The 24,509-nt window shown below is 72.1% G+C and carries 25 protein-coding genes and 1 pseudogene; 16 read left to right on the top strand and 10 right to left on the bottom strand.

The features are described 5' to 3' along the window. Nucleotides 1-109 precede the first annotated feature (109 nt). The 4 genes from ACIRQ9_RS22660 to ACIRQ9_RS22645 form a co-directional block, all read right to left on the bottom strand. Entirely contained in the window at nt 110-1,183 is a 1,074-nt protein-coding gene (locus ACIRQ9_RS22660; protein WP_404176201.1) for an acyl-CoA dehydrogenase family protein, read from the bottom strand. Continuing rightward, on the bottom strand, nt 1,180-2,361 hold the full coding sequence (locus ACIRQ9_RS22655) for an acyl-CoA dehydrogenase family protein (protein WP_404176197.1): 1,182 nt from the start codon (nt 2,359-2,361) through the stop codon (nt 1,180-1,182). Before ACIRQ9_RS22655 ends, ACIRQ9_RS22660 begins: the two co-directional genes overlap by 4 nt. Continuing rightward, nucleotides 2,358-3,326 carry an NADPH:quinone oxidoreductase family protein gene (locus tag ACIRQ9_RS22650; RefSeq protein WP_404176194.1) on the bottom strand — a complete coding sequence of 323 codons (969 nt, stop codon included), beginning with the start codon at nt 3,324-3,326 and terminating at the stop codon, nt 2,358-2,360. The genes ACIRQ9_RS22655 and ACIRQ9_RS22650 overlap by 4 nt, the downstream gene beginning before the upstream one ends. Nucleotides 3,327-3,417: 91 nt before the next feature. Beyond that, nucleotides 3,418-3,993: a helix-turn-helix domain-containing protein gene (locus ACIRQ9_RS22645; RefSeq protein WP_404176191.1), complete on the bottom strand. Its 576-nt coding sequence runs from the start codon at nt 3,991-3,993 to the stop codon at nt 3,418-3,420. A gap of 54 nt (nt 3,994-4,047) precedes the next feature. Between ACIRQ9_RS22645 and ACIRQ9_RS22640 the strand changes: the two are divergent. From ACIRQ9_RS22640 to ACIRQ9_RS22605, 8 genes and pseudogenes are all read left to right on the top strand, one after another. Next, nucleotides 4,048-4,221, top strand: a pseudogene (locus ACIRQ9_RS22640) (thioredoxin reductase); the annotation flags it as partial. A gap of 29 nt (nt 4,222-4,250) precedes the next feature. Further along, nucleotides 4,251-5,789, top strand: coding sequence for an ATP-dependent DNA ligase (locus ACIRQ9_RS22635; protein WP_404176187.1), 1,539 nt, complete (start codon nt 4,251-4,253; stop codon nt 5,787-5,789). Further along, nucleotides 5,786-6,253 (top strand): NUDIX domain-containing protein, encoded by a 468-nt coding sequence (locus ACIRQ9_RS22630; protein ID WP_404176184.1) that lies wholly within the window; start codon nt 5,786-5,788, stop codon nt 6,251-6,253. Before ACIRQ9_RS22635 ends, ACIRQ9_RS22630 begins: the two co-directional genes overlap by 4 nt. A 75-nt stretch (nt 6,254-6,328) precedes the next feature. Next, nucleotides 6,329-7,714, top strand: coding sequence for an NADP-dependent succinic semialdehyde dehydrogenase (locus tag ACIRQ9_RS22625; RefSeq protein WP_404176181.1), 1,386 nt, complete (start codon nt 6,329-6,331; stop codon nt 7,712-7,714). A 24-nt stretch (nt 7,715-7,738) separates the two neighbouring features. Then, complete coding sequence (locus ACIRQ9_RS22620) at nt 7,739-7,975, top strand: DUF6213 family protein (protein WP_404176179.1); 237 nt, start codon at nt 7,739-7,741, stop codon at nt 7,973-7,975. 542 nt (nt 7,976-8,517) lie between these two features. After that, the gene (locus ACIRQ9_RS22615; protein ID WP_404176176.1) at nt 8,518-9,579 is read left to right on the top strand and encodes a type III polyketide synthase; all 1,062 of its coding nucleotides are present in this window, start codon (nt 8,518-8,520) and stop codon (nt 9,577-9,579) included. A gap of 5 nt (nt 9,580-9,584) precedes the next feature. Continuing rightward, nucleotides 9,585-10,835: a cytochrome P450 gene (locus ACIRQ9_RS22610; protein ID WP_404176173.1), complete on the top strand. Its 1,251-nt coding sequence runs from the start codon at nt 9,585-9,587 to the stop codon at nt 10,833-10,835. Between the two features lie 7 nt (nt 10,836-10,842). Beyond that, nucleotides 10,843-11,364 carry a cupin domain-containing protein gene (locus ACIRQ9_RS22605; protein WP_404176170.1) on the top strand — a complete coding sequence of 174 codons (522 nt, stop codon included), beginning with the start codon at nt 10,843-10,845 and terminating at the stop codon, nt 11,362-11,364. An 88-nt stretch (nt 11,365-11,452) separates the two neighbouring features. On the opposite strand, the gene ACIRQ9_RS22600 is transcribed toward ACIRQ9_RS22605, so the two are convergent. Beyond that, nucleotides 11,453-12,679, bottom strand: a complete 1,227-nt coding sequence (locus ACIRQ9_RS22600; RefSeq protein WP_404176167.1) for an acyl-CoA dehydrogenase family protein — start codon at nt 12,677-12,679, stop codon at nt 11,453-11,455. 172 nt (nt 12,680-12,851) lie between these two features. Between ACIRQ9_RS22600 and ACIRQ9_RS22595 the strand changes: the two genes are divergently transcribed. Then, the gene (locus ACIRQ9_RS22595; protein ID WP_404176164.1) at nt 12,852-13,496 is read left to right on the top strand and encodes a TetR family transcriptional regulator; all 645 of its coding nucleotides are present in this window, start codon (nt 12,852-12,854) and stop codon (nt 13,494-13,496) included. A 62-nt stretch (nt 13,497-13,558) separates the two neighbouring features. Here ACIRQ9_RS22595 and def read toward each other — a convergent pair whose 3' ends face one another. After that, complete coding sequence (gene def / locus ACIRQ9_RS22590; RefSeq protein WP_404176161.1) at nt 13,559-14,098, bottom strand: peptide deformylase; 540 nt, start codon at nt 14,096-14,098, stop codon at nt 13,559-13,561. Between the two features lie 150 nt (nt 14,099-14,248). Here def and ACIRQ9_RS22585 point away from each other — a divergent pair, with 150 nt between their 5' ends. The 5 genes from ACIRQ9_RS22585 to ACIRQ9_RS22565 all read left to right on the top strand — a co-directional run bounded on the left by ACIRQ9_RS22585 (nt 14,249) and on the right by ACIRQ9_RS22565 (nt 18,848). Continuing rightward, nucleotides 14,249-15,487 carry a MurT ligase domain-containing protein gene (locus ACIRQ9_RS22585; protein WP_404176158.1) on the top strand — a complete coding sequence of 413 codons (1,239 nt, stop codon included), beginning with the start codon at nt 14,249-14,251 and terminating at the stop codon, nt 15,485-15,487. Between the two features lie 23 nt (nt 15,488-15,510). Further along, a complete protein-coding gene (locus tag ACIRQ9_RS22580; RefSeq protein WP_404176155.1) occupies nt 15,511-16,239 on the top strand; it encodes a type 1 glutamine amidotransferase in 729 nt (242 codons plus the stop codon). A gap of 180 nt (nt 16,240-16,419) precedes the next feature. Continuing rightward, on the top strand, nt 16,420-17,445 hold the full coding sequence (locus ACIRQ9_RS22575) for a 6-phosphofructokinase (protein WP_404176153.1): 1,026 nt from the start codon (nt 16,420-16,422) through the stop codon (nt 17,443-17,445). A gap of 180 nt (nt 17,446-17,625) precedes the next feature. Beyond that, complete coding sequence (locus tag ACIRQ9_RS22570; RefSeq protein WP_404176150.1) at nt 17,626-18,576, top strand: cytochrome c oxidase assembly protein; 951 nt, start codon at nt 17,626-17,628, stop codon at nt 18,574-18,576. Nucleotides 18,577-18,668: 92 nt separating this feature from the next. Next, nucleotides 18,669-18,848 (top strand): hypothetical protein, encoded by a 180-nt coding sequence (locus ACIRQ9_RS22565; RefSeq protein ID WP_351326529.1) that lies wholly within the window; start codon nt 18,669-18,671, stop codon nt 18,846-18,848. A 12-nt stretch (nt 18,849-18,860) separates the two neighbouring features. Here the strand turns inward: ACIRQ9_RS22565 and ACIRQ9_RS22560 are convergent, their stop codons facing one another. Genes ACIRQ9_RS22560 through ACIRQ9_RS22545 form a run of 4 tightly spaced genes read right to left on the bottom strand, consistent with a single transcriptional unit; the run spans nt 18,861 to nt 22,909 of the window. Continuing rightward, nucleotides 18,861-20,066 (bottom strand): sensor histidine kinase, encoded by a 1,206-nt coding sequence (locus ACIRQ9_RS22560; protein ID WP_404176147.1) that lies wholly within the window; start codon nt 20,064-20,066, stop codon nt 18,861-18,863. Continuing rightward, entirely contained in the window at nt 20,063-21,775 is a 1,713-nt protein-coding gene (locus tag ACIRQ9_RS22555; RefSeq protein ID WP_404176144.1) for a cation acetate symporter, read from the bottom strand. Before ACIRQ9_RS22555 ends, ACIRQ9_RS22560 begins: the two co-directional genes overlap by 4 nt. Before the next feature lie 22 nt (nt 21,776-21,797). Continuing rightward, complete coding sequence (locus tag ACIRQ9_RS22550; protein ID WP_404176141.1) at nt 21,798-22,157, bottom strand: hypothetical protein; 360 nt, start codon at nt 22,155-22,157, stop codon at nt 21,798-21,800. 2 nt (nt 22,158-22,159) lie between these two features. Then, on the bottom strand, nt 22,160-22,909 hold the full coding sequence (locus tag ACIRQ9_RS22545) for a LytR/AlgR family response regulator transcription factor (protein WP_404176138.1): 750 nt from the start codon (nt 22,907-22,909) through the stop codon (nt 22,160-22,162). 120 nt (nt 22,910-23,029) lie between these two features. Between ACIRQ9_RS22545 and ACIRQ9_RS22540 the strand changes: the two genes are divergently transcribed. Both ACIRQ9_RS22540 and ddaH read left to right on the top strand, forming a co-directional pair. Next, complete coding sequence (locus ACIRQ9_RS22540) at nt 23,030-23,536, top strand: Lrp/AsnC family transcriptional regulator (RefSeq protein WP_351933319.1); 507 nt, start codon at nt 23,030-23,032, stop codon at nt 23,534-23,536. A gap of 96 nt (nt 23,537-23,632) precedes the next feature. Next, on the top strand, nt 23,633-24,490 hold the full coding sequence (gene ddaH, locus ACIRQ9_RS22535) for a dimethylargininase (RefSeq protein ID WP_404176135.1): 858 nt from the start codon (nt 23,633-23,635) through the stop codon (nt 24,488-24,490). Nucleotides 24,491-24,509: the final 19 nt, after the last annotated feature.

The following is a 24,509-nucleotide window of genomic DNA, read 5'->3' as shown; positions in this document are numbered from 1 at the left end:
CCCATGCGGGGCCCGCGGTCTCGTGCCAGGCCCGCGAACCCGAGGGGCCCCGGCCAGCGGCCCGGGATCACGGGGCCGGGATCACCGGGCCGGGATCACGGGGCCGGGATCACGGGGCCCGGAGGTCGACCAGTTCGGCCAGCGCCTCGCGGTGCGCGCCCGCCGTACCGAAGGCGATCGAATCCGCCTTGGCGCGCTTGAGATACAGGTGGACCGGATGTTCCCAGGTCATCCCGATGCCCGCGTGCAACTGGAGCGCCTCCTCCGCGGCGTGCACGGCGACCGGCCCCGCGTAGGCCTGCGCGACGGCCACCAGCACGTCGGCGTCCTCGCCCCGGGCCAGCGCGTCGGCGGCCCCGCGTGCCGCGGCCCGCAGGTTCACCACCTCCAGCCACAGCTGCGCCAGCCGGTGCTTGAGCGCCTGGAACCCGCCCACCGGCCGGTTGAACTGCTTGCGCTCCTTGAGGTACCGCACGGTCTCGGTCAACGCCCACTCGGCGAGCCCGAACTGCTCGGAGGCCAGCAGCCCGGCCCCGGCCCGCAGGGCGCGGCGTACGGCGGGTCCGGCGTCGCCCACCCGGCGCCCGGGGGCGCCGTCGAGGGTGACCGCGGCGAGCGGCCGGGTCAGGTCGAAGGACACCTGCGGAGCGATCCGCGTCTCGGCCGCCCGGACCGCGTACAGGCCGCCGTCGTCGCCGGGCACCAGCAGGACGTCCGCGGCGACCGCGTCGGCGATCCCGGTCAACTCGCCGTGCAAAAGCCCCGCTTCGACACGTACGGTCCTGAAGTCGGCGTCCGGGGCGGCATGCAGGCCCACGGCCAGCGCGCCGATCGTCCGGCCCGAGGCCAGCTGCCCGAGCAACTCCTCGTCGCCGCAGGCCAGCAGCGCCTCCGTGGCCACCACCGCGCTGCTCAGGTACGGCACCGGTGCCACCGCTCGTCCCAGCTCCTCCAGGACGACGGCGACCTCCCGGTGCGAGGCGCCCTGGCCGCCCATGTCCTCCGGAACCAGCAGACCGGCCAGGCCCATGCCCTCGGCGAGCGCCTTCCAGGCGGCCAGGTCGTGCGGGGCGTCCGACTCGGTGCGGGCGATGACGCCCGCCGCGTCACAGTGGTCGGCCAGCAGGTCACGCACCGCGGCCCGCAACGCCTCTTCCTCCTCCGAGTACAGCAGGTCGGTCATCGGGCGAGGTCCTTCCAGGCGACGTCCTTGTCGGTGCGCGGCTCGCTGGGCAGCCCCAGCACGCGCTCGGCGACGATGTTCAGCAGGACCTCGCTGGTCCCGCCCTCGATGCTGTTGCCCTTGGCGCGCAGGTACCGGTAGCCGGTGTCACGGCCGACAAAGTCCACCATCTCCGGCCGGCGCAGGGTCCAGTCGTCGTACAACAGACCCTCCTCACCGCGGAGTTCGACCTCCAGGCCGCTGATCTCCTGGTTGAGGCGGGCGAAGGCGAGCTTCATGCCGGCGCCCTCGGGGCCGGGCTGCCCGGCGACCAGCTGCTGGCGCAGCCGTTCGGCGGTGAGCCGGGCGACCTCGGTCTCGACCCACAGCTTCAGCATCCGCTGGTGCAGGTCGTGGGTGCGCAGTTCGGGCCGTTCACGCCAGGTGCGCGCGACCGGGCCGATCATGCCGCCCTCGCGGGGCAGCCGCATGCCGCCGATGGCGACGCGCTCGTTGTTCAGCGTGGTCTGCGCGACCCGCCAGCCGTCGCCGGCCTCCCCGAGGCGCCGGGAGTCCGGGATGCGGACGTCGGTGAGGAAGACCTCGTTGAACTCGGCCTCGCCGGTGATCTGCCGTAGCGGCCGGACGTCCACGCCCGGGTCGGTCATGTCGCAGACGAAGTAGGTGATGCCCGCGTGCTTGGGCACGTTCGGGTCGGTGCGGGCGATCAGGATGGCCCAGCGGGCGTTGTGGGCGCCGGAGGTCCACACCTTCTGCCCGTTGACGATCCAGTCCTCGCCCTCGCGAACCGCGCGGGTGCCGAGTGCGGCCAGGTCGGAGCCTGCGCCGGGCTCGCTGAACAGCTGGCACCACACCTCCTCGCCGGTCCACAGCGGGCGCAGAAAGCGCTGCTTCTGCTCCTGCGTGCCGTACTTGAGGATGGTCGGCGCGGCCATGCCGAGTCCGATGCCGTTGCGGCGCGCGTCGTTGTCGGGGGCGCCGGCGGCCTCCAGTTCGGCGTCCACGACGGCCTGGAGGGAGCGCGGGGCGCCGAGTCCGCCGAGGCCCTGCGGGTAGTGCACCCAGGCGAGTCCGGCGTCGAAGCGGGCCCTGAGGAAGTCCAGCCGGTCCGTCGTGGCGGGCGGGAAGGCCGCGAGCAACTCCGCCGTACGGCGGGTGAGTTCGGCGGTGTCGGTCATGCCGTGGCTCCGTTCGGTACGACGGTGACCCGGCCGGTGGTGACCCCGTCGCCGACCCGCTGCACGGCGTCCGCGGCCCCGGCGAGCGGGACCCGCTCGCTGACCAGCGGCTTGACGACGCCGCTCGCGGCCAGCTCGGTGAGCCGCTGGTGGCAGTCCAGGATCAGTTTGGGGTTCTTGGCGGCGTACAGGCCCCAGTGCAGGCCGAGGATCGAGTAGTTCTTGACCAGGGCGTGGTTGAGCGCGGGGCTCGGGATGGTGCCGCTGGCGAAGCCGACGACCACGATCCGGCCCTCGAAGGCGACGGTCTTGGCCGACTGGGTGTACGCCTCGCCGCCGACCGGGTCGTAGATCACGTCGGCGCCCCGGCCGCCGGTGGCCTCCTTGACGGCGCCGACCACGTCCTCGGCGTGCCGGTCGACGACGACGTCACAGCCCAGTTCGCGGGCCACGGCCGCCTTGCCCGCGCCGCCCACCACGCCGATCACGGTGGCTCCGGCGGCCTTGCCGAGCTGTACGGCGGCGCTGCCGACCCCGCCGGCCGCGGCGTGCACGAGCAGCGTCTCGCCGGCCTGGAGACCGGCCCTGCGGTGCAGTCCGAACCAGCCCGTCTGGTAGCCGATGTGCAGGGCGGCGGCCTCGGCGTCGTCGAGCGCGTCGGGCGCGGGCAGCAGGGCGGCGGCGTCCGCGACCGCGTACTCGGCGAGACCGCCGTACGGCAGCGCGGGGTTGGCGATCACCCGGCGCCCGTCCTGCGTCTCGCCGCAGATCTCCACGCCGGGGGTGAACGGCAGCGGCGGGCGCACCTGGTACTGGCCCCGGCACATCAGCACGTCGGGGAAGTTGATGTTGGCGGCACGCACCTTGAGCAGGACCTGGCCGTCGCCGGGCGTGGGCCGCTCCGTCTCCTGGAGCCGCATCACCTCGCTCGGCTCGCCGTTCTCGTGCACTTGCCATGCCTGCATGCGGTGCCTCCACAGACTGCTTCGTCGGGGTCCATCGCATACTAAGCGGTCGCTTGCCGATGAGGGAACAGCCGGCCGCACGGCGGACGGGTCAGGCCGCGCTTCTCGGCCGGGCCCGCACGTGCATCCGCTCCCCCTGCGGCCCGAACAGGCTGAGGAACTCCACCGGCCCCTCCCCCGTCGACCCGAACCAGTGCGGCACCCGGGTGTCGAACTCCGCCGCCTCCCCGGCCGCCAGGACGACGTCGTGGTCGCCGAGCACCAGCCGCAGCCTCCCGGAGAGCACGTACAGCCACTCGTACCCCTCGTGGGTGCGCGGCTCGGGATCGAGCTTCCGCCGGGGCTCGACCACCTTGAAGGCCTGCAGACCGCCGGGCTGCCGGGTCAGCGGCCAGAACGTGCGGCCGTACCGCTCCATCGGCTTGGCCCGCACCCGGGGATCACCGACCGGCGGGGCGCCGACCAGCTCGTCCAGCGGCACTTGGTGGGCCTGCGCGATCGGCAGCAGCAGCTCCAGGCTGGGCTTGCGCAGCCCCGCCTCCAGCCGGGAGAGGGTGCTGACCGAGATGCCGGTGGTCTCGGAGAGGGCGGCGAGGGTGACCTCCCGCTCCTTGCGGAGCCTGCGCAGCCGGGGGCCCACACCCGCGAGAACGTCGTCGGTAGTCATGAACGTATTGCATTTTCGGCAAAGAGGTTTGTCAATCCGGCCAGGAGTGCGCGCTACCCGGTGATCGACGGGCGGGGCCTGACGACCGTGCCGGGACTGTGGGCGGCCGGGAACGCGAGCGGCTTCGCCGAGCAGATGGTCGACGCGGCCGGCCGGGGCCACCGGGCCGGTGCGGCGATCAACGGCGAGCTGCTCTTCGCCGACCTGGACGCCACCGTGCGGGTGTAGCCGGGGGCCGCCCGTTGCACCATGGCTGCATGCTGCTGAGCCGGCTCGCCGAAGTGTCCCGGGAGGTCGCCGCCACGGCGGCCAGGTCCCGCAAGACCGCACTGCTCGCCGACCTCTTCCGGGAGACGGCCCCGGACGACGTGCCGGTCGTCATCCCCTACCTGGCCGGCCGCCTTCCGCAGGGCCGCCTCGGCGTCGGCTGGAAGGTGCTGAGCCGCCCGGTCCCGCCGGCCGCCGCGCCCGCCCTCACCGTCCGCGAGGTCGACGCCCGGCTGACCGAGCTGGGCAAGGTGGCCGGGCCGGGTTCGCAGGCCGAGCGCACCCGCCTCGTGGGCGCGCTGATGGGCGCGGCGACCGCCGACGAGCAGCGCTTCCTGCTGGGGCTGATCACCGGCGAGGTCCGCCAGGGCGCCCTGGACGCGGTGGCCGTCGAGGGGCTGGCGCAGGCGACCGGCGCGGACGCGGCCGACGTGCGCCGGGCGGTGATGCTCGCCGGTTCGCTCCAGACGGTGGCCGGGGCGCTGCTCGCGGACGGGCCGCCGGCCCTCGCCCGCTTCCGGCTCACCGTCGGCCGCCCGGTGCTGCCGATGCTGGCGCACACCGCCTCCTCGGTCGCCGAGGCGGTCGGCAAACTGGGCACGTGCGCGGTCGAGGAGAAGCTCGACGGCATCCGGGTCCAGGTCCACCGGGACGGCGGCGCGGTACGCGTCTACACCCGCACACTGGACGACATCACCGACCGTCTGCCCGAAGTCACCTCCGCCGCGCTGGAGTTGCCGGGCGACCGGTTCATCCTGGACGGCGAGGTGATCTCCTTCGACGCGGCGGGCCGGCCCCGGTCCTTCCAGGAGACGGCGGGCCGGGTCGGCTCCCGGACGGACGTGGCGAAGGCCGCCCGCGAGGTCCCGGTCTCCCCGGTCTTCTTCGACGTGCTCTCGGCCGGCGGCCACGACCTCCTCGACCTTCCCTTCGCCGACCGGCACACCGAGCTGGCCCGGCTGGTCCCGGAGCCGATGCGGGTGCGCCGGGCGCTGGTCTCCTCTCCGGGGGACACCGCGGCCGCCGAGGAGTTCCTCGCCGCCACCCTGGGACGCGGCCACGAGGGCGTGGTCGTCAAGGCCCTGGACGCCCCGTACAGCGCGGGCCGCCGGGGCGCCTCCTGGCTGAAGGTCAAGCCGGTGCACACCCTCGACCTGGTCGTCCTGGCCGCCGAGTGGGGACACGGCCGGCGCACCGGCAGGCTCTCCAACCTCCACCTCGGCGCCCGCACCCAGGACGGCGGGTTCGCCATGCTCGGCAAGACCTTCAAGGGCATGACCGACGCGATGCTGGAGTGGCAGACCGCCCGGCTGAAGGACCTGGAGGTCTCCGACGACGGCGGGGTGGTGACCGTACGCCCCTCGCTCGTCGTCGAGATCGCCTACGACGGCCTGCAGAGGTCATCCCGCTACCCGGCCGGCGTCACCCTGCGGTTCGCCCGGGTCGTCCGCTACCGCGAGGACAAACGGCCCGAGGAGGCCGATACGGTGGAGACCCTGCTGGCCGCCCATCCGGAGGTACGGCGTTGACGGAACCGAAGCGAAGCGCCGGACTGCTGTTGTTCCGGCACACCGACCACGGCGTCGAGGTACTCCTCGGCCATATGGGCGGCCCCTTCTTCGCGAAGAAGGACGCGGGCGCGTGGAGCGTCCCCAAGGGCGAGTACAAGCCGGGCGAGACCCCCTGGGAGGCGGCCCGCCGGGAGTTCCAGGAGGAGCTGGGCCTGCCGCCGCCGGACGGCGAGGCGCTCGCCCTCGGCGAGGTCCGGCAGACCAACGGCAAGATCGTGACGGTGTGGGCCGTCGAGGCGGACCTGGATCCGGCCGCGGCGGTCTTCGGCACCTTCACGATGGAGTGGCCGCCGCGCTCGGGCCGGATCCAGGAGTTCCCGGAGCTGGACCGGGTGGCCTGGCTCTCCCCCGACCGGGCCCGTGAGGTGATCATCAAGGCGCAGGCCGCGTTTCTCGACCGGCTGGCGGAGCACACGGACTGAACAGGCGCGCATGCGTTGCGGTCCACCGGGCCGCGCGCGAAGGTCGAAGCAAACCCGCTCCCAGGGAGGTCAGCCATGCCCATCGCGACGGTGAACCCGGCGACAGGCGAGACGCTCGAGACGTTCGAGGCCATGGACGAGGACGAAATCGAACGCCGGCTCGAACTCGCCGAGGCGACGTTCCGTACGTACCGCACGAGCAGCTTCGCCGAGCGGGCCCGCCTGCTGCACCGGGCCGCCGACCTGCTGGACGCGGACCAGGACGCCGTCGCCCGCACGATGACCACCGAGATGGGCAAGCCGCTCGCGCAGGCCCGCGCGGAGGCCGGGAAGTGCGCGAAGGCGATGCGCTGGTACGCCGACCACGCGGAGGAACTGCTGGCCGACGAGGAGCCGGCGGAGACGGACGTGAAGGACTCGGGCGCGTCCCGGGTACGGGTGCGCTACCGCCCGATCGGGCCGGTGCTGGCCGTGATGCCGTGGAACTTCCCGCTCTGGCAGGTGGTCCGGTTCGCCGCGCCGGCACTGATGGCAGGCAACGTCGGTCTGCTCAAGCACGCGTCGAACGTGCCGCAGACCGCGCTGTACCTGGAGGATCTCTTCCACCGGGCGGGCTTCCCCCCGGGCTGCTTCCAGACCCTGCTGATCGGCTCCGGCGCGGTCGACGAGATCCTGCGCGACGAGCGGGTGCGGGCGGCCACGCTCACCGGCAGCGAACCCGCGGGCCGCGCGGTCGCCGCCACCGCCGGCGAGATGATCAAGAAGACGGTGCTGGAACTGGGCGGCAGCGACCCCTACGTGGTGATGCCGTCGGCGGACATCGACCGCGCGGCGCGGACCGCGGTCACCGCGCGGGTCCAGAACAACGGCCAGTCGTGCATCGCCGCGAAGCGCTTCATCGTGCACACGGACGTCTACGACGCCTTCGCCGAGCGGTTCGTGGCGGGCATGGCGGCGCTGCGCACGGGCGACCCGATGGACGAGAGTACGGACGTGGGACCGCTCGCCAGCGAGCAGGGGCGGGCCGACCTGGAGGAACTTGTCGACGACGCCAGGCGGTCGGGAGCGCGGGTGCTGTGCGGCGGGCAGCGGCCGGAGGGTCCCGGCTGGTTCTATCCGCCGACCGTGCTGACCGGCATCCACCGCGACATGCGCATCCACCGGGAGGAGGCGTTCGGGCCGGTGGCCACGCTCTACCGGGCCGGCGACCTGGACGAGGCGATCCTCATCGCCAACGACTCGCCCTTCGGGCTCAGTTCGAACGTGTGGACGCGGGACGAGGCCGAGATGGACCGGTTCGTCCGCGACCTGCAGGCGGGCGGTGTGTTCGTCAACGGCATGACCGCGTCCCACCCGGCGTTCCCCTTCGGCGGCGTGAAGCGGTCCGGGTACGGGCGTGAGCTGTCCGGGCACGGAATCCGGGAGTTCTGCAACATCACCACCGTTTGGCAGGGTGCGTGAGGGTCGCGCGGCTACGATCCGGGTGTGAACCGGGAAGTGACTCTGCCTCTGATCGTCGACCACCGCGGAACCCTCCAGGTGGCCGCGGCCGACGTGAGTAAGTTGCTGCGGACCATGGGCGGACGGTGGGTGCGGCTGGTGGAGGCCGGGGAGAGCGGGCTGGACGAGGACACGGTGGCCGCGCTGACCATCGAACTGGCGAAGCTCGCCGACCGGATCGACGTGGCCTGCATCGCCCACAGCAGCGGCCGGCAGGGGTAGTTCGGCGTCCCGCGCGGCGGCTCGCGAGGCCGCGCGGGACCGCCGGGACGCCGTCCGCAGGACCGGCGCCGGGGACGAGCCATGAGACGTACGCGTCCGGCCCCTCCCCCGCCCGTTCACCGTCCCCGGCGAGCAGGGAGGGAACCCGGCGGCGGCCGGCCCCCCTGCGGCCGCTGAGCCAGATGCAGGAACACACGGCGGACCGCGCGCTTCACGCGGTGTTTTCGAGGCCCGGCGCCGCGAAGGTCCCCCGGCTCGCCGGGCCGCCCGTCACGAGCGGGACCCACGAACCCGCGGCCTGCTCCGGAGATGGCCCTGACCTGGTCCTTCTCCGTGTTTCGGCGGCCGTGACGGGCATCGCGAGCCCTCCGTCCCGATAGCTCTGCGCCGATCCGGCCCTGACACCGGGTCACCGGTTCGGAGTAGTCCGGCGCGAGATCGTCGCCCTCTCGGGTGATCGTGAGAAAACCACCTCCTGAGGTGAACCACCTCTCTGACCGGTCGGGCAAAACCCACCGGAAGGCTGAAAGCAGGCACGGTTCATGGCGACTTTGTGCAAACCCTCAGTGTCGGTCCCGGAGTACGTGATCACGATGGAGGAGACGCTGGATCTGGCGCGCTCCCACCATGAGAACCACCCGCAGCTGCCGCTGGCGCTGAGACTGATCGAGAACACGGGCGTTCGCACCCGGCACATCGTGCAGCCGATCGAGGAGACCCTCAAGCACCCCGGCTTCGAGGAGCGCAACAAGCTCTACGAGGTCGAGGCCAAGTCGCGGGTCCCCGCAGTCATCCAGCGAGCGCTCGACGACGCCGAGCTGCTCACCAGCGACATCGACGTGATCATCTACGTCTCGTGCACGGGCTTCATGATGCCCTCGCTCACCGCGTGGCTGATCAACGAGATGGACTTCGACTCCACCACCCGCCAGATCCCGATCGCCCAGCTCGGCTGCGCGGCGGGCGGAGCGGCGATCAACCGTGCGCACGACTTCTGCACGGCGTACCCGAACGCCAACGCGCTCATCGTGGCCTGCGAGTTCTGCTCGCTGTGCTACCAGCCGACCGACCTCGGCGTCGGATCGCTCCTCTCCAACGGCCTGTTCGGCGACGGCATCGCCGCCGCCGTGGTCCGCGGCCAGGGCGGCACCGGCGTCGAGCTCGAACGCAACGGCTCGTACCTGATCCCCAAGACCGAAGAGTGGATCATGTACGACGTCCGGGCCACCGGCTTCCACTTCCTGCTGGACAAGCGGGTGCCGGCGACCATGGAGCCGCTGGCGCCGGCCCTCCAGGACCTGGCGGGGCTGCACGGCTGGAACGCGTCCGACCTGGACTTCTACATCGTCCACGCCGGCGGGCCGCGAATACTGGACGACCTGAGCAAGTTCCTCAAGGTCGATCCGCACGCGTTCCGGTTCAGCCGTTCCACGCTCACCGAGTACGGCAACATCGCGAGCGCCGTCGTCCTGGACGCGCTGCGCCGGATGTTCGAGGAGGGCGGCGCGGAGAACCAGGCGCGCGGTCTGCTCGCCGGCTTCGGTCCCGGCATCACCGCGGAGATGTCGCTGGGCCGCTGGCGGCGTTCGGGCGAAGAGGCCTGACGGCGATGACCGTCACCGAACCGCTCGACCCCGCCGAGGGGGCCGCCGGCGCGGCCCCCGGCGCGGCCGCCTGCCCGGTCCGGCACTGGGAAGTGCCGGACCTGGCGGGGGTCGACTTCGACCCCACCCTGGCGGAGCTGATGCGAGAGGGTCCGCTCACCCGGATCCGCCTGCCCAACGGCGAGGGCTGGGCGTGGCTGGTCACCCGGTACGAGGACGTGCGGGCGGTGGCCAACGACCTGCGCTTCAGCCGTGAGGCGGTGATGGAGCAGCCGGTCACCCGGCTCGCCCCGCACTTCATCCCGGACCGTGGCGCGGTCGGTTTCCTCGATCCGCCCGACCACACCCGGCTGCGCCGAGCGGTCGCCCCCGCGCTCACCTCCAAGGGCGTGGAGCGGGTCCGGGACAAGGCCCGCGTGATGCTGGACCAGTTGGTGGACGGACTCGTCCGGCAGGGCCCGCCCGCCGACCTCACGGCGACGGTCCTGAGCCCCTTCCCCATCGCGGTGATCTGCGAGGTGATGGGCGTTCCGGCCGCCGACCGGCACACCATGCACATCTGGACCCAGCTGATCCTGTCCTCCAGCCACGGCAAGGAGGTCAGCGAGAAGGCCAAGCGTGAGATGCGCGCCTACTTCGCCGACCTCATCGCCCTGCGGGTGGACAGTACGGGCGAGGACGTGACCTCGCTGCTGGGCGCGGCCGTGGGCCGCCGGGAGGTCACGCTGGAGGAGGCCGTCGGCCTCTCCGTCCTCCTGCAGATCGGCGGCGAGGCGGTGACCAACAACAGCGGGCAGATGTTCTACCTGCTGCTGACCCGGCCCGACCTGCTCGACCGGCTGCGCACCGAGCCGGAGATCCGCCCGCGGGCGATCGACGAGCTGCTGCGCTGGATACCGCACCGCAGCGCGGTCGGACTGTCCCGGATCGCCCTGGAGGACGTGGACATCAAGGGCGTGCGGATCCGGGCGGGAGACGCCGTCTACGTCTCCTACCTGGCCGCCAACCGCGATCCCGACGTCTTCCCTGACCCCGGGACGATCGACTTCACTCGCAGTCCCAACCCGCACCTCGCGTTCGGGTTCGGCCCGCACTACTGCCCCGGCGGACAACTCGGCAGGCTGGAGGAGGAACTCCTCGTGGACGCACTGGTCGACCGGCTCCCCGGGCTGCGGCTTGCCGTGGCCGCGGACCAGGTGCCCTTCAGGAAGGGCGCGTTGATCCGCGGGCCCGAAACCCTCCCGGTGGCGTGGTGAGGTGCCCATGACCACGAGCGAGGGACTTCTCGTACCACCGGGACACGGACGCGTCGTCCACACGCCGGCCCAGCGCGTCACCTTCAAGGTGACGGGCACGCACTCGCGGATGGCCTCCACCTTCGAGGTGGAGGTGCCGCCGGGCTTCGACGTGGGCGCCCATGTGCACACCCGCAGCGAGGAACTGTTCTACGTCCTCGAAGGCGAGCTGGACGTACTCGCCTTCGAGCCCCGCATCCGCACTCCCGACAACTGGCAGAAGTGGGAGTCGAGTTCGGGCACGAAAGTGGTGCGGGCGACGCCGGGCACGCTGATCGCGGTGCCTCCCGGCTGCCCGCACGCCTTCGCCAATCCGACGGACACCCCGGCGCGGATGTTCTTCCAGGCGTCCCCGCCGCCCGAGCACGAGCGCTACTTCGAGGAGCTGCTGGAGATCCTGAACAGCGCGGGTCCGCCGGACCACGAGGCGATCGAGGCACTCCGCAAGCGCTACGACATCGAGCAGCTCACACCCCTGAAACACCGCTGACCGCGCCCGCCCCTCCGGGGGCGCGGGGGAACCGCGCGACCGGCCGCCGACGGCCGCCGGTCCGCAGCGCACCGCGCCCCCGGCCGCGCTAGCGGATGGGCATCCCCGACAGGGTGCGGGCGATCACCAGCCGCTGCACCTCGCTCGTCCCTTCGAAGATCGTGTAGATCGCGGCGTCGCGGTGCATCCGCTCCACCGGGTACTCCCGCGTGTAGCCGTTGCCGCCCAGGATCTGGATGGCCTGGGCGGTGACCTTCTTCGCGGTCTCGCTGGCGAACAGCTTCGACATCGAGCCCTCGGCGGCGGTGAACGGCTTCCCGTTGACCGCCATCCAGGACGCGCGCCACACCAGCAGCCGGGCGGCGTCGATGGACGTGCGCATGTCCGCGAGCTGGAAGGCGATCCCCTGGTTGTCGATGATCGGCCGCCCGAACTGCTCGCGGGTCCTCGCGTAGTCGAGCGCGACCTCGTAGGCGGCGCGGGCCGTGCCGACGGCCATCGCGCCGACGGCGGGACGCGAGGCCTCGAACGTGGCCATCGCCGCGTTCTTGACCCGCTCGCCGCCCGACTTCGCCCGCTCGCGGGCACGGGCGAGGCGCTCGTCCAGCTTCTCCTTGCCGCCGAGCAGGCAGGAGCCCGGCACCCGGGCGTCGTCCAGGACGACCTCGGCGGTGTGCGAGGCGCGGATGCCGTGCTTCTTGAACTTCTGGCCCTGGCTGAGACCGGGCGTCCCCGGCGGGATGATGAAGGACGCGTGGCCCTTGGAGCCCAGCTCCGGGTCGACCACCGCGACGACGACGTGGACGTTGGCGATGCCGCCGTTGGTCGCCCAGGTCTTCGTGCCGTTGATCACCCACTCGTCCTTGGCCTCGTCGTAGACGGCCCGGGTGCGCATGGAGGCCACGTCGGAGCCGGCGTCGGGCTCGGAGGAGCAGAACGCGGCGACCTTGACGTCGTCGGGGTCGCCGTACATCTGCGGGATCCAGGTGCCGATCTGCTCCTCGGTGCCGTTGGCGAGGACGCCGACGGCGGCCAGACCCGTGCCCACGATGGACAGGGCGATGCCCGCGTCGCCCCAGAACAGCTCCTCCATGGCCATGGGGATGCCGAGACCGGTGGCGTCGAAGTACTGCTGGGCGTAGAAGTCGAGGGAGTAGATGCCTACCTTCGCGGCTTCCTGGATGACCGGCCAGGGAGTCTCCTCACGCTCGTCCCATTCGGCGGCCGCGGGGCGGATGACGTCGGCGGCGAAGCCGTGCAGCCAGTCCCTGACCTCCTTCTGTTCGTCGTTGAGCTCCATGGTGAACTCGGCCATGACCCCTCCAGCGGCGGCGCATAATGTGTTACTAGCGGTAACCGAAGTCTGTTACTCGTCGGTAGGAAAAGTCAACTCCCAAGGTCACCTCGGCAGCCAGTTCGAGATGGGTCGGCTGTCAGGTGTTAGTTTGCGCAGGCGTCACCGAAACAGCACGGGGTGGGGAGAGCCAATGGACACCACACAGCGGACCGAACAGCAGCGATCCGCCGACCGCCGGCGGCGGGAGCTGTTGGAGGCGGCCGACCGGGTGGTGCTGCGCGACGGCCCGCAGGCCTCCATGAACGCCATCGCGGCGGAGGCAGGCATCACCAAACCGATCCTCTACCGCCACTTCGGCGACAAGAGCGGACTCTACGCGGCCCTGGCCACGCGGCACACCGACGCGCTGCTGAACTCGCTGCGGGCCGCGCTGGACGCCCCCGCGGAGCGCCGCGAGCGGGTCGAGGCGACCCTGGACACCTACCTCGCTGCGATCGAGGCACGGCCCCAGGTCTACCGGTTCCTGATGCATCCCGCGGAGGGCAGCACGGGCTCCGACCAGGGATTCGACGTCGGCAAACATTCGGCCCCGCTGTTGCGGCGGATGGGTGAGGAACTGGCGCAGGTCATCGAGGAACGGCTGGATCTGGGCCCCGGGAGCCAGCAGCTGGCCCGCGTGTGGGGCCACGGCATCGTCGGCATGATGCACGCGGCCGGTGACTGGTGGCTGGGAGAACGGCCCTGCACCCGTGCGGAACTGGTGAAGAGTCTGGCCGACCTGCTGTGGGGCCGGCTGGCGGCCGCGGGCGACAAGGTGGGCGGGCCGGGGTTCTGAGGGACCGGGTTCCGGCCGAACGCCGGCGGGAGCCCGGCGCGCCCGCACGGCGGCCGGTCCGCTCACCGGTGCCAAGGAGCCCTGGCCACCTGCCGCATGAGCCTGCGCCCGCGCAGGCCCGTCACCCGGTCCGCGTACACACGGCCCTCCAGGTGGTCCGTCTCGTGCTGCAGGCACCTCGCGAAGAAGCCCGTGCCGTCGATCGTGACGGGCTCCCCCGTGGCCGTGAAGCCCTCCACCACCGCGTGGTCGTACCGCTGCGTGCCCGCCTCCAGGCCCGGCAGGGACAGGCAGCCCTCCGGGCCGCGGACCGTCACGCCGTCCGCCGTCACCAGGCGGGGATTCACCACATGGCCCAGATGCCGTACGTCCTCGTCGTCCGGACAGTCGAAGACGAACACCCGCAGCGACTCCCCCACCTGGTTGGCCGCCAGGCCCACGCCCTCCGACGCGTACATCGTCGCGAACAAGTCCTCCACCAGACCGGAGAGTTCGGGGCCAAAGCCGGTGACGTCCGCGCAGCGGGCGTGCAGCACGGGGTCGCCGAACAGGGTGAGGGGCCGGACCCGCCCGCGGACGCCCGGAATGGAACCTTGTCGCATGACCGCAAGGGTACGGTTCGAATCAGCCCCCGCCCGCCGCGCGGCGAGGGCCGGAATTCGGGTGTGCGAATAGATCTCGATAGGCTGAGGTGCACACCACGTTGCCGGATGGCTGATGCGCGGCGCGCAGCCAAGGAGGATCGAGAACTGATGGCAGGCAACTCGGACCCGCTCACGCCGCGGGCCAAGATCGCCGTGACCGCCGGCAAGGCGGTCGCAGCGGCGTCCCGTGCCGCGGGGCGCGGCAGCGGATCCGTGATCGGCGGCCGGGTCGCACTCAAACTCGACCCCGACCTTCTCGCCCGGCTCGCCCAGAACCTGGACGTCACGCTCGTCTCGGCGACCAACGGCAAGACGACGACCACCCGGCTCATCGCCGAGGCGCTCAAGGCCGCGGGACCGGTCGTCTCCAACGCGCTCGGCGCCAACATGCCCGCCGGCATCACCTCGGCGCTGGCCGGCGGCTCCGAGGCCAAGTTCGGCGTGATCGAGGTCGACGAGAAGTACCTCGCCGGTGTGGCCCGGGACACCGACCCGAAGTGCATCGCGCTGCTCAACCTCTCCCGCGACCAGCTGGACCGCGCCGCCGAGACCCGCATGCTCGCCGAGAACTGGCGGGAGGGCCTGGCCGGCTCGAAGGCGGTCATCGTGGCGAACTGCGACGACCCGCTGGTGGTGTGGGCCGCGTCCTCGTCCCCCAACGTGGTCTGGGTCGCCGCCGGGCAGATGTGGAAGGACGACGCCTGGTCCTGCCCGTCCTGCGGCGGCGTGATGCAGCGCCCGGGCGACGACTGGTTCTGCGGCGAGTGCGGGTTCCGGCGGCCGACCCCGAGCTGGGTGCTCTCCGGGGACCACGTCCTCGACCCGCACGGCTCGGCCTGGCCGATCCACCTCCAGCTGCCCGGACGCGCCAACAAGGCCAACGCGGCCTCCTCGGCCGCCGTCGCCGCCGTCTTCGGGGTGCCGCCGCAGGTCGCCCTGGAGCGCATGTACCAGGTGCAGGCCGTCGCCGGACGATACGACGTCGTCCAGTTCCAGGGCCGTGACCTGCGGCTGCTGCTCGCGAAGAACCCGGCCGGCTGGCTGGAGACGTTCTCGCTGATCGACCCGCCGCCGACCCCGGTGATCCTGTCCGTGAACGCGCGCGGCGCCGACGGCACCGACACCTCCTGGCTGTGGGACGTGGACTACACCCGCCTCACCGGTCACCCGATCTTCGTGCTCGGCGACCGCAAGCTCGACCTCGCGGTACGGCTGGAGGTCGCCAACCAGCACTTCCAGGTCTGCGACTCCCTCGACCAGGCCGTGCAGATGTGCCCGCCGGGCCGCATCGAGGTCATCGCGAACTACACCGCGTTCCAGGATCTGCGCCGCCGCGTCGGCAACTGACTGACCCCGAAGGACGATCATTGATGAGCGACAACCAACTGCGGCTGGTGTGGATCTACCCGGACCTGCTCAGCACCTACGGCGACCAGGGCAACGCGCTCGTCGTGGAGCGCCGGGCGCGGCAGCGCGGTCTCGACGTGGCCCGGCTGGACGTCCGCAGCGACCAGCCGATCCCGACCTCGGGAGACATCTACCTGATCGGCGGCGGCGAGGACCGTCCGCAGCGGCTCGCCGCCGAGCGGCTGCGCCGTGACGGACACCTGTACCGGGCCGTGGAGAACGGCGCGATCGTGTTCTCGGTGTGCGCCGGCTACCAGATCCTCGGCCACGAGTTCGTCAACGACCTCGGGCAGCGGGAGCCGGGCCTCGGCCTGCTCGACGTGACGACCGTGCGCGGCACCGGCGAGCGGTGTGTCGGTGACGTCCTCGGCGACATCGACCCGCGGCTCGGGCTGCCCCCGCTGACCGGCTTCGAGAACCACCAGGGCGTCACCCAGCTCGGCCCCACCGCCCGCCCGCTCGCCCGGGTCCGGCTGGGCAAGGGCAACGGCACCGGGGACGGCACCGAGGGCGCGTACAACGACACCGTCTTCGGCACGTACATGCACGGCCCCGTGCTCGCCCGCAACCCGCTCATCGCCGACCTGCTGCTGAAGCTGGCGCTCGACGTCAACGCGCTGCCGCCGATCGACGACCGGTGGTACGAGGCACTGCGCTCCGAGCGCATCGCGTCCGCCGAGCAGCCCGCCTGAGCCGGACCGGAGACGTGGCGTCCGGGCCCGCCTGACGAGGTGTCCGCTCACATGTGCGGGCGCGTCCAGCAGGCGGACGCCCGGTACGGCCCGACCCCCTCCCGCCGGTAGGGTGACGGCGATGTCAGCCGGACAGCGTGGTCCGGTCCTCGGCCCACGTGAAGAAGGTTGTTTCGGGCTATGCGCATTGGTGTCCTCACGTCCGGCGGCGACTGCCCCGGCCTGAACGCCGTCATCCGGTCCGTCGTGCACCGTGCCGTCGTCGACCACGGCGACGAGGTCATCGGCTTCCGGGACGGCTGGAAGGGCCTCCTGGAATGCGACTATCTCAAGCTCGACCTCGACGCCGTGGCCGGCATCCTGGCCCGCGGCGGCACCATCCTCGGCTCCTCCCGGGTCCAGCCCTCGCACCTGCGGGACGGCGTGGAGCGGGCCAGGGGCCACGTCGCCGAACTCGGTCTCGACGCGGTCATCCCGATCGGCGGTGAGGGCACGCTGAAGGCGGCCCGGCTGATGTCCGACGCCGGCCTGCCGATCGTGGGCGTGCCGAAGACGATCGACAACGACATCGCCGTCACCGACGTCACCTTCGGCTTCGACACCGCCGTGGGCGTGGCGACCGACGCCCTCGACCGGCTGAAGACCACCGCCGAGTCCCACCAGCGGGTCCTCGTCGTCGAGGTCATGGGGCGGCACACCGGCTGGATCGCGCTGCACTCCGGCATGGCGGCCGGCGCCCACGCCATCGTCGTCCCGGAGCGGCCCTTCGACATCGAGGAGCTGGCCCGGCGGGTCGGCGAGCGGTTCGAGGCCGGCAAGCGGTTCGCGATCGTCGTCGCGGCGGAGGGCGCCAAGCCGAGGGCGGGCACGATGGCCTTCGACGAGGGCGGCAAGGACATCTACGGCCACGAGCGGTTCGCCGGGATCGCCCGGCAGCTCTCCGTCGAGCTGGAGCAGCGGCTCGGCAAGGAGGCGCGGCCGGTCATCCTCGGACACGTACAGCGGGGCGGGACGCCGACGCCGTACGACCGGGTGCTGGCGACGCGGTTCGGGTGGCACGCCGTGGAGGCCGTGCACCGCGGGGAGTTCGGCCACATGACCGCGCTCCGGGGGACGGACATCGCCATGGTGCCGCTCGCCGAGGCGGTGGAGACGCTGAAGACGGTTCCCGCGCAGCGGTACGAGGAGGCGGAGACGGTCCTCTAGGGACCGCGCCTCGGCAGGGTGCGGTCCGTCCGCCGGGTGCGGGTCGCCCGTGGTCGCGCGCGCAGTTCCCCGCGCCCCTGAGCCGGCTGTCCAGCCCCCCGCTCACAGGTGCGTTCCGGGGCGGTTCTAATGTGGGGTCGGCAGTAAACGTACAACCCCCCACGAATCAGGAGCCGGCGGATGGATCACAGCGGGCACGGCATGACCATGGACTTGCCGCCGTTCACGCTGGGGCGGGGCCTTGAGTGGTCGGCGGATCCCTTCTTCCTCGTGGCCTGTGTCGCGGGGCTCGCCCTGTACGGCTGGGGCGTGGTGCGGCTGCGGCGGCGCGGGGACGCGTGGTCCGTCGGGCGCACGGTGTCGTTCGTCGTCGGAGTGCTCACCGTCATGCTGGTGATGTGCACCGGGCTGAACGACTACGGAATGGTCATGTTCAGCGTGCACATGGTGCAGCACATGGTCATCAGCATGCTGTCGCCGATCCTGATCCTGCTGGGTGCCCCGGTGACCCTCGCGCTGCGCGCGCTGCCCGTCGCCGGGAAGGGACGCAAGGGGCCGCGCGAACTGCTGCTGGCGCTGCTGCACAGCCGCTACATGCGGATCATCACCCATCCCGCCTTCACGATCCCGCTGTTCATCGCGAGCCTCTACGCGCTCTACTTCACCCCGCTGTTCGACTTCCTGATGGGGTCGAGGGCCGGCCACATCGCGATGATGGTGCACTTCCTCGCCGTCGGCGTGGTCTTCTTCTGGCCGATCATCGGCGTCGACCCGGGTCCGCACCGGCCCGGGTACCTGATGCGGATGCTGGAGCTGTTCGCGGGCATGCCGTTCCACGCGTTCTTCGGTATCGCGCTGATGATGGCCTCGGAGCCCATGGTCTCGACGTTCGAGAACCCGCCGGCCTCGCTCGGCATCGACGCGCTGTCCGACCAGACCGCGGCCGGCGGCATCGCCTGGGCCTTCAGCGAGGTCCCCTCCGTGCTGGTGCTCATCGCCCTGCTGTTCCAGTGGTACGGCTCCGAGCAGCGCCAGGCCCGGCGCTCGGACCGTGCCGCGGACCGGGACGGCGACAAGGAGCTGGAGGCCTACAACGCGTACCTGGCCTCGCTCAACGCCCGCGAGACCTGAGCGGTGGCGCACACCGTTCTCGCCCGCCCCGTCCCGCCCGGAGCCGAACCGGGGCACCATGGAGGGAGTCGGACCACGAGGAGGGTGTCGCGATGCCCGGTTCTGCGAACGGCTCGAACGGTTCCACCAAGGCGATGGGCGTCCTCACCGTGGGCGGGCTGGTGGTCGTCACGGCCTACACGGTGGCGCTCGGCAGCAACGGCTGGCTCTGGTTCGGGTGGGTGGTGCTGGGCCTGCTGACGCTCGCGATGGTGGTCACCCAGAGCGGCTGACGGCCGCGCGGCTCACTCCGGGGTGAGGCGGGCCGCCGGGTGCACGCCGGGCTGGTACTTGGGCAGCCGTGCGGTGATCCTCATGCCCGCGCCGGGCGCTGTCTCGATGACCAGGCCGTGGTCGTCGCCGTAGACCTGGCGGAGCCGGTCGTCGACGTTGGACAGTCCGATGCCGCCGGACGGACTGGTCTCGCCGGCGAGGATGCGGCGCAGCAGACCGGGGTCCATGCCGGTGCCGTCGTCCTCGATGACGACCAGGGCCTCGGCGCCCTCGTCCTGCGCGGTGATCTGGATGCGGCAGGTCCCGGTCTTGCCCTCCAGGCCGTGTTTGACGGCGTTCTCGACCAGGGGCTGGAGGCAGAGGAAGGGCAGGGTGACCGGAAGCACCTCGGGGGCGATCTGGAGGGTGACGGTGAGGCGGTCGCCGAAGCGGGCCCGGACCAGCGCCAGGTAGTGGTCGATGGCGTGCAGCTCGTCGGCGAGCGTGGTGAAGTCGCCGTGCCTGCGGAACGAGTAGCGGGTGAAGTCGGCGAACTCCAGCAGGAGCTCACGGGCCCGCTCGGGGTCGGTGCGCACGAACGAGGCGATCACCGCGAGCGAGTTGAAGATGAAGTGCGGGGAGATCTGGGCGCGCAGGGCGCGGATCTCGGCCTCGATGAGCCGGGTGCGGGAGCGGTCCAGGTCGGCCAGCTCCAGCTGGACGCTCACCCAGCGGGCGACCTCGCCCGCGGCGCGGACCAGTACGGCGGACTCGCGCGGGGCGCAGGCGATCAGGGCGCCGTGGACGCGGTCGTCGACGGTGAGGGGCGCGACCACCGCCCAGCGGACCGGGCAGTCGGGGTACTCGCAGTGCAGGCGGAAGGCCTCGCCGCGGCCGGACTCCAGCGGTCCGAAGAGGCGTTCCGTGATCTCGGTGCGGTGGTGGTCGCCGACCCCGTCCCAGACCAGAAGGCGCTCGTGGTCGGTGAGGCACAGGGCGTCGGTGCCGAGCAGGGTGCGCAGCCGGCGGGCGGACCGGCGGGCGGTCTCCTCGGTCAGGCCCGCACGCAGCGGGGGCGCGGCCAGGGAGGCGGTGTGCAGGGTCTCGAAGGTGGCGTGCTCGACGGGGGTGCCGAGGCCGCCGAGGCTCTCGGGGCGAGCGGTGCGCCGGCCCAGCCAGAAGCCGGCGGCCAGCAGCGGGAGCACGGCCACCAGGAGTCCAGCGAGGAACCCGGTCACGCCTTCACCTCCGCGCGCAGTTCCTCGGGGAGGTGGAAGCGGGCCAGGATCGCGGCCGTGCCCGCCGGGACCCGGCCCGGCGTCGCCAGTGACACCAGGACCATGGTGAGGAAGCCGAGCGGCACCGACCACAGGGCGGGCCAGGCGAGCAGGGCGTGCAGCTCCCCGGCGCCGGGGAGGTCCGCCATCGTCGCGGCCACCGCGCAGAACGCCGAGCCGCCCCCGACCAGCATCCCGGCGGCGGCGCCGGGCGGGGTCAGCCGCCGCCACCAGATGCCGAGGACCAGCAGCGGGCAGAAGGAGGAGGCGGACACCGCGAAGGCGAGGCCCACGGCGTCCGCGGCCGGCAGCCCGCCGACGACCACGCTGGCGGCCAGCGGCACGGCCATGGCCAGCACGGTCCCGAGCCTGAAGTGCCGGACACCGCGCGACGGCAGGACGTCCTGGGTGAGGACGCCGGCGACCGCCATGGTCAGGCCGGAGGCGGTGGACAGGAAGGCGGCGAAGGCGCCGCCCGCCACCAGCGCGCCGAGGAGGTCGCCGCCGAGGCCGCCGACGAGCCGGCCGGGCAGTAACAGCACGGCCGCGTCGGCGTTGCCGGTGAGGGTGAGTTCGGGGGTGTAGAGCCGGCCGAGGGCGCCGTAGACGGGCGGCAGCAGGTAGAAGAGGCCGATCAGGGCGAGCACGGCGACCGTGGTGCGGCGGGCGGCGACGCCGTGCGGGCTGGTGTAGAAGCGGACGACGACGTGCGGCAGCCCCATGGTGCCGAGGAAGGTGGCGAGGATCAGCCCGTACGTGGCGTACAGCGGGCGTTCCTCGCGGCTCTCGGCGAGCGAGGAGGACATGCCGCCGTTGGTGCCCCGGTCGGTGGCGGGGACCCGGGTGCCCTCGGCGAAGGTCAGCCGGGTGCCGGCGGTGATGCGGTGGGTGCCCTCGGGGAGGGTGACCGGGGTCTCCCGGCGCGGGCGGCCGTCGACGGTGCCGGTGACGGTGACCGTGAGGGGCCGGTCGAGCTTGAGGTCGAGGGTGTCCTGGACGGCGACGGTGCGCCGGTCGCGGAAGGCGGCCGGTTCGTCGAAGGCGTGGGTGGGGGCGCCGGCGTCCTGCCAGGCGAGGACCAGGAAGAGGGCCGGGACCAGCAGGGCGGTGAGTTTCAGCCAGTACTGGAAGGCCTGTACGAAGGTGATGCTGCGCATGCCGCCGGCGGCGACGGTGGCGACCACGACGACGGCCACGATCAGTCCGCCGAGTGCGTCCGGGGCGCCGGTGAGCACCGCGAGGGTCAGCCCGGCGCCCTGGAGCTGGGGCAGCAGGTAGAGCCAGCCGACGCCGACGACGAAGGCTCCGGCCAGCCGTCGCACGGGCTGCGAGGCGAGCCGGGCCTCGGCGAAGTCGGGGAGGGTGTAGGCGCCGGAGCGGCGCAGCGGTGCGGCGACGAAGAGCAGCAGGACCAGGTAGCCGGCGGTGTAGCCGACCGGGTACCAGAGCATGTCCGGGCCCTGCACCAGGACGAGTCCGGCGATGCCCAGGAAGGAGGCGGCGGAGAGGTACTCGCCGCTGATCGCCGCCGCGTTGAGGCGGGGTCCGACGGTGCGGGAGGCGACGTAGAAGTCGGACGTGGTGCGGGATATGCGCAGGCCGAAGGCGCCGACCAGGACGGTCGCGACGACCACGAGGGCGACGGCCGGGACGGCGTAACCGGAGTTCATCCGGCCTCGCCGCGAGGGGGGTTCACCGGTCCTCGACGAGCCGGACGAAGTCCTTCTCGTTGCGCTCGGCGCGCCGCACGTACCAGCGGGCCAGCAGGATCAGCGGCGCGTACAGGCAGAAGCCGAGCACCAGCCACTCGAGCCGGCGGGCCTGCGGGGCGGCCGCGAAGACCAGCGGGAGCGGGCCGACGAGCAGGACGAGGACCGCGAACACGACGAGGGCGACGCGGAGTTGGGAGCGCATGAGGGAGCGGACGTAGGTGTGGCCGAGGGTGGTCTGTTCGTCGATCTCGGTGCGCGGCCGGTAGTAGCCGGGGCTGCGGCGGCTGCGCCGGGGCGGGCCGGTGACGGTGACCCGGCGTTCGGCGGGGTCGGTGGGCATCGTCAGACCCTCCTCATCAGCAGGTCCCGCAGTTCGCGGGTGTGGCGCCGGCTGACCTGGAGTTCCTCGCCGCCGACCAGGACGCTCACGGTGCCGGCGTCCAGGCGGAGTTCGCCGATGTGCCGGAGGGCGACCAGGTGGCGGCGGTGGATGCGGACGAAGCCGCGGGAGCGCCAGCGGTCCTCCAGGGTGGAGAGCGGGATGCGCACGAGGTGGCTGCCGCGCTCGGTGTGCAGGCGGGCGTAGTCGCCCTGGGCCTCGACGTGGGTGATGTCGTCGACGGCCACGAACCGTGTGACACCGCCGAGTTCGACGGGCAGCTGGTCAGGGTCGGGTTCGTGCACGGGTATCCGCGGTGCGGCGCCGCGCAGTTCGGCGACCCGGCGTACCGCCTCCCCGAGGCGTTCCTTGCGCACCGGCTTCAGGACGTAGTCGACCGCCTTGAGGTCGAAGGCCCGTACCGCGAAGTCCTCGTGGGCGGTGACGAACACGACCAGCGGGGGCCGGGCGAAGCCGGTGAGCAGCCGGGCCATCTCCAGTCCGTCGAGACCGGGCATCTGGACGTCCAGGAAGACCACGTCGACGGCCTCGGGACCGTGCGGCCCGGACTCCAGGGCGCGGGTGATGCGGCGCAGCGCCTCGGTGGCGTCGCCCGCGCCCTCGACGCTGCCGATGCGCGGATCGGCGTTCAGCAGATAGAGGAGCTCCTCCAGGGAGGGGCGTTCGTCGTCGACGGCGAGGGCGCGCAGCATGAACGGAGTGTAGGCGGCGGACCGGGGCGCTGGACATGTACCGGACGTGGCCGTCCGGGTCCGGGGAGCCTCCGCGGGTGGCGGTCCTGAAGTGCCGCGGGCCGTGGATACAGTGCGGTCATGAACAGCGGCACCGCCCCCTTCGACGATCTCGACCGGAAGATCACCACCGCGCTGATGGCGAACGCGCGGACCAGTTTCGCCGAGATCGGCGCGGCCGTCGGACTCTCCGCGACGGCCGTGAAGCGGCGGGTCGACCGGCTCCGCGAGACCGGCGTGATCACGGGCTTCACGGCCACCGTGACGCCGTCGGCGCTCGGCTGGCGCACCGAGGCGTACGTCGAGGTGTACTGCGAGGGCGCGGCCCCGCCCCGGCGGCTCGCGGAGGTGGTCCGCAACCATCCGGAGATCACCGCGGCCATGACGGTGACCGGCGGCGCGGACGCCCTGCTGCACGTCCGCGCCCGGGACGTGGACCACTTCGAGGAGGTCCTGGAGCGCATCCGGGTGGAGCCGTTCATCCGGAAGACGATCAGTGTGATGGTGCTGTCGCACCTGCTCCCGGAGAGTCCGGAGGCCGGCGCGACCCACGCGGCACCCCAGGCGCCCGGGGGCGGACCGGGATAAACGCACCGATGCTGCGTTCGCATGATCGAAGACGCAGCATTCCTGCGCAGACACGCAACATCCATTGCTTGTCCACCGTATCCGACGCTTTCTACCGTGGTCTCAACCCTCGTCGACACCGCACGAAAGCGGAGGAACACCTCTGTGGCCGAAACCCGTGTGCCGCGCGTCCGGCGCTTCCTCGTCTGCGAACCCAGACACTTCGCCGTGCAGTACGCGATCAATCCCTGGATGAACCCCGGCACCAGGGTCGACGTCGACCTCGCCCACGAGCAGTGGACCGCGCTCATCAGCGCCTACCGCGCCCACGGCCACACGGTCGACCACCTGGAGCCGGTCGCCGGCCTGCCCGACATGGTCTTCGCCGCGAACTCCGCGGTCGTCGTCGGCGGCCGGGTCTTCGGCTCGCTGTTCCACGCGCCCGAGCGGCGTCCCGAGTCCTCCCACTACGACCTCTGGTTCAAGACCGCCGGCTACGACGTGCACCGGCCGGGCTCGGTGGTGGAGGGCGAGGGCGACCTGGTCTGGACGGGCCGCTACCTGCTCGCCGGCACCGGCTTCCGCACCTCCCGGGAGGCGCACCGCGAGGCGCAGGAGTTCTTCGGCCACCCGGTGATCAGCCTGACCCTGGTGGACCCGTACTTCTACCACCTGGACACCGCGCTCTTCGTCCTGGACGACGAGAACGTCTGCTACTACCCCGAGGCCTTCTCCAGCGGCAGCCGCGAGGTGCTCGGCCGGCTCTACCCGGACGCGGTCCTCGCCACCCGCGACGACGCCATGGCCTGGGGACTGAACTCCGTCTCCGACGGCCACCGGGTCTTCATCGCGCCGCAGGCCGAGGTGCTGGCCTCCCGGCTCGCCGACCAGGGCTACGAACCGGTCCCCGTCGACCTGTCGGAGTTCCACAAGGCAGGCGGCGGCATCAAATGCTGCACCCAGGAAATCCGCTGAGGTCCCAGGAGAGTCATCG

This window comes from Streptomyces sp. NPDC101237, from assembly GCF_044767465.1.
Lineage (GTDB): Bacteria > Actinomycetota > Actinomycetes > Streptomycetales > Streptomycetaceae > Streptomyces > Streptomyces gramineus.
Note: the sequence above shows the minus strand (reverse complement) of the source record. Positions and strands in the feature narration are given on the sequence as shown.